We start from the raw sequence: 15,456 nt of genomic DNA on the forward strand, positions 1-15,456 counted from the left end.
AGCACAAATAATAGATAAAAAATGTGATTTTGATATTTAAACGCATACTTTCCTGAAATTTTTGACAAACTAACCTCTTTATTGAAAGAACTGAAGATATGAGCCAATTAAAAAATGATCGTTATTTACGTGCTTTGCAATGTTTACCAGTGGACTACACACCGATTTGGATGATGCGTCAAGCTGGTCGCTATTTACCTGAGTATCGCCAGTTAAGAGCAAAAGCAGGGGATTTTATGACTTTATGTCAAACGCCCGAGCTCGCTTGCGAAGCGACTTTACAGCCCATAGCACGATATAAACTTGATGCTGCTATTATCTTTTCTGATATTTTAACCATTCCTGATGCTATGGGGCTTGGTTTACATTTTGAGGCAGGTGAAGGGCCTAAATTTACAAAATCGATTACTTGCATGTCTGATATTGAGCAATTACCGATTCCTGATCCAAATCAATCACTTAATTATGTGATGGAAGCGATTCGTTTAACTCAAAAAGAGCTCAATGGCAAAGTACCGTTAATTGGATTTTCAGGCAGTCCATGGACATTAGCCACCTACATGATAGAAGGAGGGAGCAGTAAAGCGTTTACTAAAATAAAAAAAATGCTTTATAGCGAACCTAAAGCGCTACATCGACTACTTGAAAAGCTTGCTGATAGCGTGGCCTTGTACTTAAATGCCCAAATTGAAGCCGGAGCACAATCTATTATGATTTTTGATACTTGGGGTGGAGTATTGAGCCATCAAAGTTATCAAACATTCTCATTGCATTATATGCAATTAATCTTATCAAAATTAAAACGTGGTCATAAAACGTCAGACATCACCTCTTATGTACCTGTCACGCTTTTTACAAAGGGTGGAGGATTATGGTTCGATAGTATTGCCAATACAGGTTGTGATGCTATTGGTGTTGATTGGACTGTAAATTTGAGCTCAATTGCCTCAAAGGGAAAAATTGCCGTACAAGGCAACTTAGATCCATCCGTTTTATATGCGGATAAACTTACAATCGAATCTAATGTTAGCACCATTCTTAACGAATTTGGTGCTTATTCTGGTCATATTTTTAATTTAGGTCACGGTATTCATCAAGATATTCCCGTTGAACATGTGCAATATTTAATTGACGCAGTGCATCAAAAGTCTAAAAGGTTTCATCATGATTAAAAACCCTATTCAATTAAGAATAGAAAAGTTACCACAATGGCAACAACGTTTATTTATGGCTTGTCTATGTGAACGAATGTATCCCAATTTTGTTTTTTATTGCCAGCAACAACAAAATGAAGAAGATGCAAAGAGCTACAAAAAAATACTAGATTTAGTCTGGGAATCATTACTGGTTGAAGATGTCAAAATCAATTTCGACTTACAACTTGAAAAATTAGAAGCCATTATTCCTACGGTAACTGACGACAGCCCTTATATGGTTTACCCTGCTATTGATGCTTGTCAGGCGCTTAGTGAAGTTCTACACTCTTATTTAAGTGGTGAAATAGCCGAACATAGTGCCAAGGTAAGTGGTATATCCGCCACTACCGTTGCCGAATTTGAAATGACTAAAACCAATGTTGCGCTATCTGAAGACGAACAACAAAACTTACAGAGCGTTGTTGACGAGTTTGATTTGCAGTGGGAACTCTTTCGATTATTACGCGATGAAACCAACGAAACGATTGAGTTAATAAAAGGCTTAAAAGACGAAATACGGTCGGCTAAAACAAGTAATATTGGTGTTTTTTTGAGCAATTAAGCTATTTGAAGAGTGATTTTTTTATTTTTTATTAAATTTTTCTTTAATCTTAATCAAATATAGACTACATTTAACAGCAATGTAACCTAAACATTGTTTACAGTAACGAAGCTTGGATTGTTGATTCTTGCTTTGTATGTAATGTTAACTTTAACAATAAAATAATATGTAAGGATATACCCATGAATAAAACAGAACTTGTCGACGCTATTGCTAGCAAAGCAGATATTACTAAAGTTGCAGCTAAAACAGCATTAGAAGCTACATTAGCAGCTATTACTGAATCATTAAAAGCTGGTGAACCAGTTCAATTAGTTGGTTTTGGCACATTCAAAGTTAATGCTCGTAAAGCACGTACAGGCCGTAACCCTAAGACTGGTAAAGAAATTAAAATTGCAGCAAGCAAAGTACCAGCATTTGTATCTGGTAAAAGTTTAAAAGAAGCAATCAAATAAGTTGATTCTTTTTCTATCGATGATTTTATTGATGGAACATAACAAGGGCATAGAACATTGTTTTATGCCCTTGTTATTGAGCTAAAATAATATGTGCTAAAAATAGAAAACAGCCTATTTTTTTAAATTTTTAATCTCACCTTGTAACATTTAAACTCAACAGCAAATTAAAAATTGTTTTACCGATAATTTTAAGTGGTTATTTCAGTTAATGTGGCCTTTAATATATCGGCCAAATCTTGAGGGGCAATTTCAATTTCTAATCCTCTTCTACCGCCCGATATAAACATTGTAGTGAGCTGATTTGCACTTAAATCAATCAATGTTGGAAAGTGTTGTTTTTGGCCTAAAGGGCTAATTCCACCGACTAAATAGCCCGTTACCTTTTGTGCTAAATTAGGAGCTGCCAAATCTACTTTTTTACAATTTAACGCTTTTGCAGCTTTTTTAAGATCTAAATGACCATCAACAGGTAACACACAAACAGCTAAGGTTTTAGGGTTACCGTTTAAGCTCACAACCAACGTTTTAAACACTTGGGCGGCAGTGACATTTAAACTTGGATCAAGCTTATCTACAGCTTCCTGTCCGTAGTGGGTTTGGTTGGGATCGTGCTTATATTGGTGAATGTTAAATTTGATGTTTAACTTTTTAAGCAAATTAATAGCGGGTGTCATAGTTATTATCCTACCGGTTTTGTTATAACAAATTAATACACGCAAATTGACATAGCACGTTAATCCTCACCAACAAAAATTGGTGAGGATCAGAATAGTTAAACAATCAAATTACTGGTTGTTTCATAATCATCTTTTGCCGGCAAGTTTTGGCTAGTAGTATTAGTGGCTAGCGAATAAAGACGATAGAAAAAGCTAGTAACAAAGATATCAAAAAAGGCAGAGGCGAATGAAATGATAGCACTCAATATAATATTTTCATTATCTAAGGTCATACCCAATTTGGCCAAAAGGGTAGAAAATGCACCGCTAATTAATAACATCAAAAGACCAGGAGCCCAATATTTTTTTACTAGCTGATAGTTTAACGAAAGTAAATCAGCGAAACTTTTTTGTTTAGGATCAGCTAATGACCCGAAAAAGAGATCAGAAAAAATAGAGAAAAATATAATTGGAACAATTAGTATTAAAGCAATTAATAACAAAATCAAAATGCTAGGTAATAAAAAATTTAAACAAATAAATACTAAAGATAAAATGATTGCTATTAAGAAGACTAAAAAAATAAAAGTAATATAAAAACCAAGAATTTTTAGCATACTGGATAGAAAACTAGACAAGAATAGCTTTGGCTTAAGTTTATTGCTGCTATTAAGATTACTAACGGTTGCAATACTAATTGACTTCATAGTGCTATGGATTAACAAAGCTAGAATCAAAATTGGAATATGGGGAGATAGATCTAAATACAATTGGAGGTCCAAATTAAGATAGTAAAGATAGTTAGTAATAACCGAATTAGCTAACGCTACCATTAGGCTTACAAACAAAATAGGCATTACATGGTTACGAGTAAAATTCAGTGTTTGTTTAAAAATTAAAGAAAAAGTCAGTTTTTTTTGCACTTCCATAAAAGTTCCTTTCTTGTGGTAACTGGTTTTGTTACCACCATTTATGTTGTTGAAAAATTTAATTTGTCAATTAGGCTTGTAGTAATGAAATATCCGCTACTTTTAAGAATAAGTTCTGCAACTTTTTCAAAAGCGCTAATCGATTAAGTTTAATCTGTTCATTGTCAACCATAACCATGACAGAATCAAAAAAGGCATTGACCGTCTCTTTAAGAGATGATAATTCAACTAACGCATCTTGATAACGACCTTCACTAAAATAAGGTGAAAGTTTATCGGTTAAAACTGCCAATTTTTTAGCTAATTCACCTTCAGCACCTGCTTCTAGCAAGGCTGCATTGATCTGTTCTGGAATAGTAATTTCGGCTTTAGATAAGATATTTGACACTCGTTTATTGGCCTCGGCTAATGACGATGCTTCTGGCAAGGTTCTAAAGTGAGTAACTGCTTTAATGCGCGCATCAAAATCAGCCGGTTTTGTTGGGTTAAGCGCTAAAACCGCTTGAATAGTATCAATGGCAAAGCCTTGTTCTTGATACCAAGCGCGGAAACGACCTTGCATAAAAGTAACAATATCCTCAACCACATTTGTATTACTCAATTTATCACCATATAACGATGCGGCATAACTGGTTAATTCAACAAGATCTAACGGTAGTGTCTTTTCAACAATGATTCGTAAAACACCAATTGCAGCCCGACGTAATGCAAAAGGATCTTTATCGCCTTTAGGGTGCTGTCCGATACCAAAAATACCCGCTAAAGTATCCATTTTTTCAGCGATAGAAACCGCACAAGACACAGCTGTACTTGGTAATTCATCGCCAGCAAAACGTGGTTTATATTGTTCTTCAATTGCGGTGGCCACTTCACTGCTTTCACCATCTTTTAGTGCCAAATAACGGCCCATAATGCCTTGCGTTTCAGGGAATTCAAAAACGGTATTGGTCACTAAATCACATTTAGTCAACTTACCTGCTCGTTTCGCTTGCTCAACATTGGTATCTATATGTTCAGCAATAAAACCAGATAAGGCTTCAATACGAAGTGATTTATCTTTAACCGTACCCAATTGTTGTTGAAATAAAACCGTATCAAGGCGAGGCAAACGATCTTCTAAACGTTGTTTCAAATCCGTCTTATAGAAAAACTCAGCATCAGCAAGGCGAGGGCGAACTACCTTTTCATTACCCGAAATTACCACCTGCGGATCTTTTGACTCAATATTGGCAACAAAAATAAAGTTAGGTAACAATTTTCCTTGATTATCATAAACAGGGAAATACTTCTGATCACCTTTCATCGTATACACTAACGACTCTGCAGGAACGGCTAAAAAACGCTCTTCAAATTTAGCGGTTAACACAACAGGCCATTCCACCAATGACGACACCTCCTCAAGCAGGCTATCGGTTAAGTCGGCTTTACCGTTTAATTTTGCCGCGGCATCTTCGGCTTGTTGTTTAATGATCGCTTTACGCTTATCATAGTCAGCCACCACCTTACCGCGTTGCTCTAAAATTTCAGGATACTGATCGGCATTATCGATAGTAAACTCTTGTTCACCCATAAAACGGTGGCCACGAATAATGCGGTTTGACTCAATATCTAAAATGGTACCAGACACAAGCTCATCACCATACAACATAGTCACCGTATGACATGGGCGAATAAATTCGACCTGTCTTGCTGCCCAACGCATTGGTTTAGGGATAGGTAATTTACTTAATGCGGTTTTAACCATATCACATAAAAGATTAACAACAGGCTGACCTTTTTGATTTTGAGTATAAGAAAGCCACTCGCCTTTATCTGTTTGTATACGCTCAGCTTGCTCAACAGTAATGCCACAACCTCGCGCCCAACCTTCGGCAGCTTTAGTCGCATGACCATTGGCATCAAATGCCGCACTCACCGCCGGACCACGTTTAACTATTTGGCTATCGGGCTGGGTATCGCTCAAATTTAAAACTTTTAACGCTAAACGACGTGGCGAAGCATACCAAAGCACTTCACCATGTTCTAAATTGGCATTATCAAGCTGTTGTATAAAATTTGCCGCAAAGCTTTCTGCTAAAGTGCGGAGTGATTTTGGTGGTAACTCTTCGGTACCGATTTCCACTAAGAATGTTTTTTGCATAATCTTCTAATTCCTACTTTGATGCACTGTCGTTAGCGCGTGAATTTTGGCACATAGGGAACCCAAGTGCTTCACGAGATGCATAATATGCCTCGGCCACCATTTTTGTTAACGTCCTAATACGCAAAATATAACGTTGACGCTCTGTGACCGAAATCGCCTTACGTGCATCAAGCAAATTAAAACAGTGGGCGGCTTTTAAAATACGCTCATAAGCCGGCAAAGGAAGCGGTTTTTCTAGCTCAAGTAAAAACTTGGCTTCTTTTTCGTGTTGTTCAAAACAATAAAATAAAAATTCAACATTGGCGTATTCAAAATTATACGTTGACTGCTCAACCTCATTTTGATGGAACACATCACCATAAGTGGTTTTACCAAATGCACCATCACTCCAAACTAAATCATAAACGCTATCGACGCCTTGAATATACATTGCTAAACGCTCAAGTCCGTAAGTGATCTCGCCGGTGACCGGCTTACATTCAAGCCCGCCAACTTGTTGAAAGTAAGTAAACTGGGTTACTTCCATCCCATTTAACCAAACCTCCCAACCAAGCCCCCATGCACCAAGGGTTGGGTTTTCCCAATTGTCTTCAACAAAACGGATATCGTTAACAGTAGGATCAAGCCCCAACTCTTTTAACGAACCTAAATAGAGCTCTTGGATATTATCGGGCGAAGGTTTTAAGATAACTTGAAATTGATAATAATGTTGTAACCTGTTTGGGTTTTCGCCATAGCGACCATCGGTTGGGCGGCGTGATGGTTGAACATAAGCAGCATTAATCGGCTCAGGCCCCAAGGCTCGTAAACAAGTCATAGGATGAGAAGTCCCGGCGCCAACTTCCATATCTAAAGGCTGAATCACGGTGCATCCTTGATTAGCCCAGTAATCTTGTAACGTAAGAATTAACCCCTGAAAGGTTTTGACATTAAACTTTTGCATGATGTTATCTTTATGGTTGAATTGGTTTTTCGATAATTTAAATAGTGCTATATATTATACTTTTTATCAATAGTTGTGAAATGTCTAATTGTTTTATGCCTGAATATACGGGGTGAGTTAAAGATGGTTTTTTTTGTAAAAAAACAATAAAATAAAAAATTTAATAAAATCAATACCTTTTCTGACCGATTTTTGGGCGGAAAATTAGGCCTTTTTTTTGTTGAATAGAATAAATTGGGTGTGGTGGTTTCGGACGTTTTGACCTTGGGTGAATAAAATAGCTCTCGTGACCACGTCCGAGCTAAGGGAATTAAAGCGAATTCCCTTAGCAATCCCGCGCTTTGGCTACAGAATGTGGCCTACGGCTACCCTCCGCCGCCGCTCGGTCTTAACGCACCGTTTGTGGACGCGCTCCAAGCGCACCACAAACTCGCCAAACGTCCTGTTTGGCGTGCTAACCTCGCTCTGTTGTCGGCACATTCCGACGCCGGAATAAGACAGACAACATAGCCATCGTTTTTGGGATGGGTTATTGTGTTTTTATAAGGCAGTTTTTGTTAAAAAATGGCCGGAAAAACTTTAATAAAATCAATATCTTTTCTGACCGATTTTTAGCGGAAAATCAAGCCTTTTTTGTTTTGGTGAATAGAATAAATTAGGTGCGCAGGTTTCGGACGTTTTGACCTTAGGTGAATAAAATAGCTACAGTGACCACGTCCGAGCAAAGGGAATTAAAGCGAATTCCCTGACAACCCACGCTTTGGCTACAGAATGTGGCCTACGGCACTACTCGTATCATCCTGATACTCGCCTCTACGAGGCCATCTTCGCTATGCTCAGATGTTCAAATTTGTTCCAGACAAATTTGTCCGCCGCCACTCGGTCTTAACGCACCGGCTATTATCCGTTCCAGACGGAGAATAGCCTCGCTCTGTTGTCGGCACATTCTGACGCCGGAACAAGACAGACAACATAATCTTAGGTGTTTTTTGGTGAGTTGCTTTTGTGTTAAAAAGCAATGTAATTACATCCAAAAAGTGGTCAGAAAAGGTATTGATTTTATTGAAGTTTTTATTTTTTGTTTTTTAGCAAAAACTGTCTTATAAAAACACAATAACCCATCCCAAAAACGATGGTTATGTTATTTGTCTTATTCCGGCGTCAGAATGTGCCGACAACAGAGTGAGGTTAGCACGCCAAACAGGGATGTTTGGCGAGTTTGTGGTGCGCCGGGAGCGCGTCCACAAACGGTGCGTCAAGACCGAGCGCCGGCGGCGGACAAATTTGTCTGGAACAAATTTGAACATCTGAGCATAGCGAAGATGGCCTCGTAGAGGCGAGTATCAGGATGATACGAGTAGTGCCGCAGGCCACATTCTGCAGCCAAGCGCGGGATTGCTAAGGGAATTCGCTCTAATTCCCTTAGCTCGGACGTGGTCACTGTGGCTATTTTGTTCACTATAGGTCAAAACGTCCGAAACCACCGCACCCAATCCATCCTATTCACCAACCCCAAAAAGGCCTGATTTTCCGTCCAAAAATCGGTCAGAAAAGGTATTGATTTTATTGAAGTTTTTATTTGATGTTTTTTATTCAAAAAACATCACCAAAACCATTTCCCAAAGCCCGCCAACATAAGCTGACTCAGTCTTTAACAAAACTTTACAAATTTTTAACAAAAAAGGTAGCGCATTATTGGTCAAGCGGTTATAATTTAATCGCTTTCAAAGCAAGGGAGTGCTCATTAGTCGAGCAGTCAGTTATAAAAAATCGAAATAAAACAAAAATTTACTTGACAGGATGATCGAAATGCGTTACCATTTATGGCATCTGGCATCTGGCATCTGGCCTGCCAAACCTACGCCCTAAAACTTTTTAATTTTCACCGTAGTCGAAATCAGACTCAATTCTTATTTTCATCAGCGAGGTCATTTCGCGTAGCGAAATGGACGCCGTCATCGAGGTATTTTCAGGCGATGTTTTCGTCGGGTCCTTCGGCCACCTCTTCGGCAAAATTATCGTCGATATCCAAGTGGTTATTAAAGCCGCCATTAGTATTCAAACCGCCATTATGGTTTAGACCTTCATTGTTATCTAAATTGTTATCTAAATCGGCGTTGTTCTTCGCGTTGTTGTTCTTGTTGTCGTATTCACAGAGTTCTGTGGCATTAACGCCTTGTTCACAGCCATTCATGGCGTGTACTTCAAGGGTAATAGAGGGTAGTGCGCCGTATTTAGCGTTCAACCATGGTCGAACAAAGGCAACAGATACAGACAGTTTGTTGTCTATTCGGTTGCAGGATGGTCAGGTAATCAGGCCATCTAGTAATACATCAAGCGTATCAAATCCAATAAGCTTACCTTATGAAGGAAGTAGATTGGGAGATATAGGAATGATATTCCCACGAACAACAGCTAGTTCAGTGAGTTTAAGTGATTTAGCCACAAGGTATGATTATTGGCGAGATGATGATGGAGATGAGCCGGCAGCAAATGGTATATCAGGGAGTATATCGGCATCCTTTACAGATAAGGATGGCAATGATGTTAGTTTTAATGAAGAATTAAGTGGATGTAAGGCGCCTTATAGGGTAACTTTAAGTAGTACAGGGGGATATTTACAGACCCAGTACGGTGTTCCTAATAGAACCAATTTTAGCAGTCAGAGGGTGACATATTATATCAATCCGTATGGTGTTACAGGTCCTGTTGCTTGTTACTTTGCGAGTAGCGCAAGGCCGAATCTCCGCGGTGGCTCAGGCAGTTACGCAGGCCCATCTAACATATGGTCTTCTACAAAGGGTTTTTTAACTCAGTCAAATGATTCATCATCTTACGGCCGAAATTTTCCTACAACGGGTGCTGATGGGTTGTATTTTGACTTAGAGATGCCTACTGGAGTTGATGCAAGTCAGTTGACATGGTCTCCAGTTACTCGTGGTGGAATAACGGCTACGGTGACAAGTGTTACACCTAGTGATAGTTGGATTCCTAGTGTTGATAGAGGAAAAGTTGTCGCACGAGTTAAGTTAAGTGGTCCTGGGGCTGATGATACTCAGAAAAATTCAAGTAATCCTAGTCCGCTAGATGTCCCCTCTTTGCCACAGACCTTTGAGTTGTTGGGTAGGGATAGTCGAGGTAATGAGGTTCGGTATGGGTTTGTCTTAAAACAGTGGTTCGTCAATCGGGGTAATAACGAGAGTAGTCTGTCTAGCCAATCCACTTGGTGTAGAAGTTTGGGTTATCGTGCGCCACAGGTTAAGGATTTAACCAATGCAGTCAAAACAGATAATCCTCCTATTTCTGGCGCCTTGCCTCATTCATCTCGTAATGATTACATGCGTCATATAGGTTCTGGATTTTTCACGGAGTGGGGCCGCATGCACGATTACGCTGCTGTGGGCTTCGCCGACAGCAGCTACTGGACAAGCGACGCTACAGGTAGCAATGGGTTTACTGTCGCCTCGTACTACGGCACTGTCCGCAGCCGCAGTGCCGGCGACGGCCGCCGTGGCCTTTGTGCCGCACCTTAGTTTTTAGCGTTTATTCCTTAATCCTTGGGCCGCGGGGGCGGTTATGGTGCCTGAGAGGACAACTAACAAAGAATAACGCCCCCGCGCAAGTTGGGGTATTCCCTTAGGGTTGCGCTGTTGCGGCGAAGCCACAATCGCGCCGCCCCGCCGCCGACGACGCTGAAAGTGTCGATGGCGGTGGCACAAGGGTAAAATAAATAAGAATAACCAAGCAGTTGGTGGTAATGATAAGTGTTTGCTGTGTACTTTAATATAGTGGTGTTAATGCAACTGATGGCATCTATTCAATGCTAGGCATAGTATGCCTAACAGTAAAATGAGCACTACTAACATAGCACTTATTCATCACCCAAGACTTTCAACCTAAAATTGTCAGCAAGCTTGCTGATAAAAAGGACGAAAGTAAGGGGATATTGTTAAATCAGCGATATACGCATCTTAGGTTGCAACTTCCCAACTGGGGTGCGAAAGGTTTTTGATTTTGCTTATATCAAAAAACACCAACTGGCTTGGCCCTCAAAACAAAGTTAAAAAACAACCATACGACACCCCATGAAAAATAATATAGCAAAAATCAGTCAGAAATGGTATTGATTTTATTAAAGTTTTTTTTGAGTGTTTTTTCTAAAAAAAACAATCTCCCCCCCACATTACAATTGGTTTTCATTTTGCATCTTGCCCTAATTATCGGTATAGTGACATCATCATTATTGCTCGGCTATCAATCACAAATACAACACCATGTCCATTTATCAAAAAATTGCAATTATTGTTCTTGTGGGGTTAATGAAAGTTAACTTTTCATACGCTGATGACAATCAGCTACTCCAATCCCTACGTCATTCGATCGAAGAACAAGAAAAACGCCTAGCACAGCAAAAAAAAGAACGTACCGAGCTAGTTAATGATCTTAAAGAGCAAGAAACCGAAATCGCGAAATTGTTAACTTCGATTGAAAAAAACGATTTATCACTTAGAAAACTTGATCAAGACATCAATAGCTTAGTTAAACAAATTGATTTACTAACAGTAAAACAAAAACAGCAACGAGCTGTGCTGGCCAAACAGTTAGAAAGCGCATTTAAACTGGGTAATGCGACGGGATTTGAGCTTGTTTTTTCGGGCGAGAAGAGTGAGCGTAATGATCGCATTATTACTTATTTCAGTTATATTAATAATGCACGACAACAACTGATTGCTGAGCTTGAAGATACGCAAACCCAATTGGCCAATAAAAAGCAAGAATTGCAAAAAAAACAGGAAACTCATAAAGCTTTGCAAAGCAAGCAAAAAGAACAGCAAGCTGGGCTTGAAAAGAACCGTCAAAATCGGCAAAAGACAATATCTTCGCTTGAATTGTCAATGCAAGAAAATCAACAAAAATTAGCCAGTTTGCGTAACAATGAAGCCAAATTACAAGCCAAAATTGCCCAAGCAGAAAAGGAAAGCCGACGCATAGCAGAAGAAGAAGCAAGGCAGGCAAAACATATTGAAGAAAAGCAAAAAAATACAAGCTATACCCTTAACCCTGATGAGCGGGCATTGATGGCGCGGGTGAGTGGTATTGGTAAGCCGAAACATCAGTTTAATTGGCCTGTTAGCGGTAGTGTTGCTCACCGTTTTGGCGAATCGCTTCAAGGTGAGTTACATTGGAAGGGGATGGTCATTAATGCTAAAGATGGTGCTCAGGTGCGAGCTATTGCCGATGGACGGGTGATATTGGCGAGTTGGTTGCAAGGTTATGGTTTTGTTGTGGCACTTGAGCATGGTAAGGGCGATATGAGTTTGTATGGCTATAATCAACGTATTTTGGTTGAGGTGGGCGATAAGATTCAAAACGGGCAAGCCATTGCGTTGATTGGTTCGAGTGGGGGGCAAAATACGCCTGCTTTATATTTTGAAATTCGCCGTGATGGTAAGGCACTTGATCCAAGTGGGTGGTTAAAGTAATGCGCTGTTTTATTGGTCTGCTGGTTATTAGTTTGTTGGTGCTAAATTCGCCCGTTTTATATGCGGGGCAGTTGGTGCTGGTTATTGATGATTTTGGCTATCGTCAACATAATGAGGAGCAGATTATTGGGTTTTCGCCCTTGATTACCATTGCTGTTTTGCCACACTCTCCTAATGCTAAACGTATTGCTACGATGGCTCATGAGCATGGTAATGATGTGATTATCCATTTGCCTATGGCGCCAATGAATAAACAACCGTTAGAAAAGGATACTTTGTTTCCTTCGATGAATGAAAGCGAAGTTAAAGTCATTGTCGATAATGCTGTTGAACGGGTGCCTTATGCCGTTGGGGTTAATAACCATATGGGTAGTTTGATGACTTCGAATCTAAGCGGTATGATAAATGTGATGAAAGCGTTGAGTCGTTATTCAATGTTTTTTTTGGATAGTAAAACTATCGGTAAAACCCAAGTTAAAAAAGCTGCTCTGGACTATAATATACCGGTGTTAACGCGTGATGTTTTTTTAGATGATAAGCAAACCGAAAGCGCAATTAGTCAGCAATTTGATTTGGCCGTGAAATTGGCTCGTAAAAATGGTGTGGCGATTGCTATTGGTCATCCACATCCGCAGACGGTTAATGTGTTAAGAACTAAGTTAGCTAATTTACCTGCAGATATTGAGTTGGTTAAACTCAGTCAGCTAATTACGACGGTGTCAGATTCTGTAAACCATAAACCTAAAATAACGTTGAAAGAAATTATTAAAAAATGCAAACACCGACTTGAGGAAATAGTAAACCTTAAGCTGGTTGATGAGTAGAACTGTTTTTTTAGCGCTTTTCTAACGTTCGGTGACGTATTTGTACTTGTTTGTTTTGTGCTTTAAAAAACGATGCTAATTGTTCAACAATAAAGACTGAACGATGTTGTCCACCTGTACAACCAATGGCGATGGTTAAGTAGCTGCGGTTGTTTTTTTCTAACAATGGTAGCCATTGATTTAAGTAATTGGCTGTTTGGTAGATGAAGTGGGATACTTCGTCATGTTTTAGTAAGTACTCTTTGACAGGTGCATCGAGACCTGTTAGTGGGCGCAAACTAATATCCCAATGTGGGTTGGGTAAAAATCTGACATCAAAGACAAAATCAGCATCAACCGGTAAGCCATGTTTAAAGCCGAATGATTCAAATATGATGGTTAATTCGCGCTCTTTTTTACCTAAAATACGTGATCTTAAAATATCGGATAGTTCATGGACTGAAAGGTTGTCGGTGTTGATGATGAGGCTTGCGTGCGATTTTAATGGCTCTAGGTAAGCTTCTTCAAGGTCGATGGCTTCTTCGAGGGAGTAGTGTTGATTGGTTAATGGGTGGATGCGCCTTGTTTCGCTATAGCGTCGAATTAGGGTGTTGCGACTGCAGTCGAAAAAGATGATCTCTGGGGTTACTGATTGCGGTAAGCGTTGGAAAATGTCGTTATTGAAGTCAAAATTTTCAGGTAAGTTCCGTATGTCAATGCTAATTGCCACGGGTGTGTTGTTGTCTTTTAATGAATTGGCTAATTGTGGTAATAACGCAACAGGGATATTATCAACACAATAAAATCCCATATCTTCCAGCGCTCGTAGGGCTATTGATTTGCCCGAACCGGAGCGACCACTTACTATTAGTAGAATCACAATATTAACTCCACGCCCATTGATGCATTAATTATATACTGTTTGTTTCTTGATATACAATTTTGAATATAAATAATATTGTTAATCATTAATAATCAGTTTTAATTTTGGTAATAAGTTGCTTAAGTGCTTGGCCTCGATGTGAGATTTGGCTTTTTTGTTCTTTGGTGAGCTGTGCTGCGGTGCAGCCTAATTCTGGGATATAAAAAAGTGGATCGTAGCCAAATCCGCCTTCACCTTGTTCTTCATTTAAGATAAAGCCATTCCATTTGCCTAGACAGACGATGGGAGTTGGGTCGGCTTCGTGTCTCATAAAGACAAGTGCGCAATAAAAGTAGGCAGTGCGGGCTTCTTTGGGGACGTTTTGTAATGCTGTAAGAAGTTTTTGATTATTGTTTTTGTCGTTGCCATGTTCACCCGCATAACGCGCAGAATAGATCCCCGGTTGTCCACCCAGCACATCGACCGCTAAGCCTGAGTCATCAGCAATGGCCGGCAGTCCTGTTAATTTGGCAGTATGTCTTGCTTTTAAAATGGCATTTTCAATAAATGTTAATCCTGTTTCATCGGCATCAGGTACGTTAAATTGGCTTTGTGCAATAATATCAAAACCGGCATCGGCGAGTAATTTTTGCAATTCATTCACTTTACCTTGGTTGTTTGTTGCTAATACAATTTTTTGCATTTTAATTTCCTTTATTTTAATGAGTTTTAGCCATTGGTATAAGCCGGTTTTGTATTTCAAAAATCTGGCTCAGTGCTAAACGTCATACTTTCGCCTGTTTTTGGGTGATTAATCGTGAGTAATTGAGCGTGTAATAGCAGTCTTTTAGACATCGCAAATGCTTCGGGATGTGCATAAAATTTATCGCCTAAAATTGGGTGACCAATGGCTTGCATATGAACACGCAATTGGTGCGAGCGTCCAGTAAAAGGAAATAATTTTACTCGTGTTGTATTGTCGGGATTGCGGGCAATAACTTGATATTCAGTCAGTGCATGTTTGCCATTTTCTAAATCGACCATTTGCCTTGGGCGGTTGGGCCAGTCGCAAATTAGGGGTAATTCAACACGGCCAGTGTCCTGCTCAAGGTGCCCATGAACAACGGCGATATAGGTTTTTTTGGGAATGCGTTCCCGAAACTGTTTTTTTATTTCACGATCGGCAAGTTTCGATAAGGCGGCAACCATGATGCCACTGGTTGCCATGTCTAGTCGGTGTACGGATTCGACATAGCTATATTTTTGTTGCAAACGATGAATAATACTATCAATAAATTGAGGTTTATTCCCTGAAACCGATAAGATACCGGGTTGCTTGTTGACTACGACAATGTGATCATCTTGATATAAAATAGACAGCCAAGGTTCAATAGGTGGGTGATATTCCAAAAGCATTTGTG

General features: G+C 39.5%; 13 protein-coding genes. 6 read left to right on the plus strand and 7 right to left on the minus strand.

Features of this window, described 5'->3' with window-relative positions; genetic code table 11:
* The first annotated feature begins 98 nt into the window (after positions 1 to 98).
* The 3 genes from hemE (at position 99) to GYX25_RS10570 (ending at position 2,213) form a co-directional block, all read left to right on the plus strand.
* Positions 99 to 1,172, plus strand: coding sequence for a uroporphyrinogen decarboxylase (gene hemE, locus GYX25_RS10560; protein WP_174787340.1), 1,074 nt, complete (start codon positions 99 to 101; stop codon positions 1,170 to 1,172).
* Entirely contained in the window at positions 1,165 to 1,758 is a 594-nt protein-coding gene (locus GYX25_RS10565; protein ID WP_174787341.1) for a YjaG family protein, read from the plus strand. The genes hemE and GYX25_RS10565 overlap by 8 nt, the downstream gene beginning before the upstream one ends.
* A gap of 182 nt (positions 1,759 to 1,940) precedes the next feature.
* Positions 1,941 to 2,213, plus strand: a complete 273-nt coding sequence (locus GYX25_RS10570) for an HU family DNA-binding protein (RefSeq protein WP_065558407.1) — start codon at positions 1,941 to 1,943, stop codon at positions 2,211 to 2,213.
* A 191-nt stretch (positions 2,214 to 2,404) separates the two neighbouring features.
* Here the strand turns inward: GYX25_RS10570 and ybaK are convergent, their stop codons facing one another.
* The 4 genes from ybaK to glyQ form a co-directional block, all read right to left on the minus strand.
* Positions 2,405 to 2,890, minus strand: a complete 486-nt coding sequence (gene ybaK / locus GYX25_RS10575; protein WP_174787342.1) for a Cys-tRNA(Pro) deacylase — start codon at positions 2,888 to 2,890, stop codon at positions 2,405 to 2,407.
* A gap of 98 nt (positions 2,891 to 2,988) precedes the next feature.
* Positions 2,989 to 3,801 (minus strand): hypothetical protein, encoded by an 813-nt coding sequence (locus GYX25_RS10580; protein WP_091350652.1) that lies wholly within the window; start codon positions 3,799 to 3,801, stop codon positions 2,989 to 2,991.
* A gap of 70 nt (positions 3,802 to 3,871) precedes the next feature.
* Complete coding sequence (glyS, locus tag GYX25_RS10585) at positions 3,872 to 5,944, minus strand: glycine--tRNA ligase subunit beta (RefSeq protein ID WP_174787366.1); 2,073 nt, start codon at positions 5,942 to 5,944, stop codon at positions 3,872 to 3,874.
* Between the two features lie 10 nt (positions 5,945 to 5,954).
* Positions 5,955 to 6,887 carry a glycine--tRNA ligase subunit alpha gene (gene glyQ / locus GYX25_RS10590; RefSeq protein WP_091350656.1) on the minus strand — a complete coding sequence of 311 codons (933 nt, stop codon included), beginning with the start codon at positions 6,885 to 6,887 and terminating at the stop codon, positions 5,955 to 5,957.
* Positions 6,888 to 8,710: 1,823 nt separating this feature from the next.
* Between glyQ and GYX25_RS10595 the strand changes: the two genes are divergently transcribed.
* The 3 genes from GYX25_RS10595 (at position 8,711) to GYX25_RS10605 (ending at position 13,194) form a co-directional block, all read left to right on the plus strand.
* Positions 8,711 to 10,420 carry a hypothetical protein gene (locus tag GYX25_RS10595; RefSeq protein ID WP_174787343.1) on the plus strand — a complete coding sequence of 570 codons (1,710 nt, stop codon included), beginning with the start codon at positions 8,711 to 8,713 and terminating at the stop codon, positions 10,418 to 10,420.
* Between the two features lie 741 nt (positions 10,421 to 11,161).
* On the plus strand, positions 11,162 to 12,370 hold the full coding sequence (envC, locus tag GYX25_RS10600; protein ID WP_091350289.1) for a murein hydrolase activator EnvC: 1,209 nt from the start codon (positions 11,162 to 11,164) through the stop codon (positions 12,368 to 12,370).
* Positions 12,370 to 13,194, plus strand: coding sequence for a divergent polysaccharide deacetylase family protein (locus GYX25_RS10605; RefSeq protein ID WP_091350292.1), 825 nt, complete (start codon positions 12,370 to 12,372; stop codon positions 13,192 to 13,194). Before envC ends, GYX25_RS10605 begins: the two co-directional genes overlap by 1 nt.
* Before the next feature lie 10 nt (positions 13,195 to 13,204).
* Here GYX25_RS10605 and rapZ read toward each other — a convergent pair whose 3' ends face one another.
* The 3 genes from rapZ to rluA all read right to left on the minus strand — a co-directional run bounded on the left by rapZ (position 13,205) and on the right by rluA (position 15,451).
* The gene (gene rapZ / locus GYX25_RS10610; RefSeq protein WP_091350295.1) at positions 13,205 to 14,053 is read right to left on the minus strand and encodes an RNase adapter RapZ; all 849 of its coding nucleotides are present in this window, start codon (positions 14,051 to 14,053) and stop codon (positions 13,205 to 13,207) included.
* Between the two features lie 88 nt (positions 14,054 to 14,141).
* Positions 14,142 to 14,738, minus strand: a complete 597-nt coding sequence (locus GYX25_RS10615; RefSeq protein WP_174787344.1) for an XTP/dITP diphosphatase — start codon at positions 14,736 to 14,738, stop codon at positions 14,142 to 14,144.
* 56 nt (positions 14,739 to 14,794) lie between these two features.
* Positions 14,795 to 15,451 carry a bifunctional tRNA pseudouridine(32) synthase/23S rRNA pseudouridine(746) synthase RluA gene (rluA, locus tag GYX25_RS10620; protein ID WP_091350301.1) on the minus strand — a complete coding sequence of 219 codons (657 nt, stop codon included), beginning with the start codon at positions 15,449 to 15,451 and terminating at the stop codon, positions 14,795 to 14,797.
* Positions 15,452 to 15,456 lie beyond the last annotated feature (5 nt).

The organism is Gilliamella sp. ESL0254, from assembly GCF_013344985.1.
GTDB classification, from domain to species: Bacteria; Pseudomonadota; Gammaproteobacteria; order Enterobacterales; family Orbaceae; genus Gilliamella; species Gilliamella bombicola.

Coding starts and splice junctions, on each gene's coding strand:
- hemE (WP_174787340.1), top strand. CDS start 99: ATGAGCCAATTAAAAAATGATCGTTATTTACGTGCTTTGCAATGTTTA.
- GYX25_RS10565 (WP_174787341.1), top strand. CDS start 1,165: ATGATTAAAAACCCTATTCAATTAAGAATAGAAAAGTTACCACAATGG.
- GYX25_RS10570 (WP_065558407.1), top strand. CDS start 1,941: ATGAATAAAACAGAACTTGTCGACGCTATTGCTAGCAAAGCAGATATT.
- ybaK (WP_174787342.1), bottom strand. CDS start 2,890: ATGACACCCGCTATTAATTTGCTTAAAAAGTTAAACATCAAATTTAAC.
- GYX25_RS10580 (WP_091350652.1), bottom strand. CDS start 3,801: ATGGAAGTGCAAAAAAAACTGACTTTTTCTTTAATTTTTAAACAAACA.
- glyQ (WP_091350656.1), bottom strand. CDS start 6,887: ATGCAAAAGTTTAATGTCAAAACCTTTCAGGGGTTAATTCTTACGTTA.
- GYX25_RS10595 (WP_174787343.1), top strand. CDS start 8,711: ATGGCATCTGGCATCTGGCATCTGGCCTGCCAAACCTACGCCCTAAAA.
- envC (WP_091350289.1), top strand. CDS start 11,162: ATGTCCATTTATCAAAAAATTGCAATTATTGTTCTTGTGGGGTTAATG.
- GYX25_RS10605 (WP_091350292.1), top strand. CDS start 12,370: ATGCGCTGTTTTATTGGTCTGCTGGTTATTAGTTTGTTGGTGCTAAAT.
- GYX25_RS10615 (WP_174787344.1), bottom strand. CDS start 14,738: ATGCAAAAAATTGTATTAGCAACAAACAACCAAGGTAAAGTGAATGAA.
- rluA (WP_091350301.1), bottom strand. CDS start 15,451: ATGCTTTTGGAATATCACCCACCTATTGAACCTTGGCTGTCTATTTTA.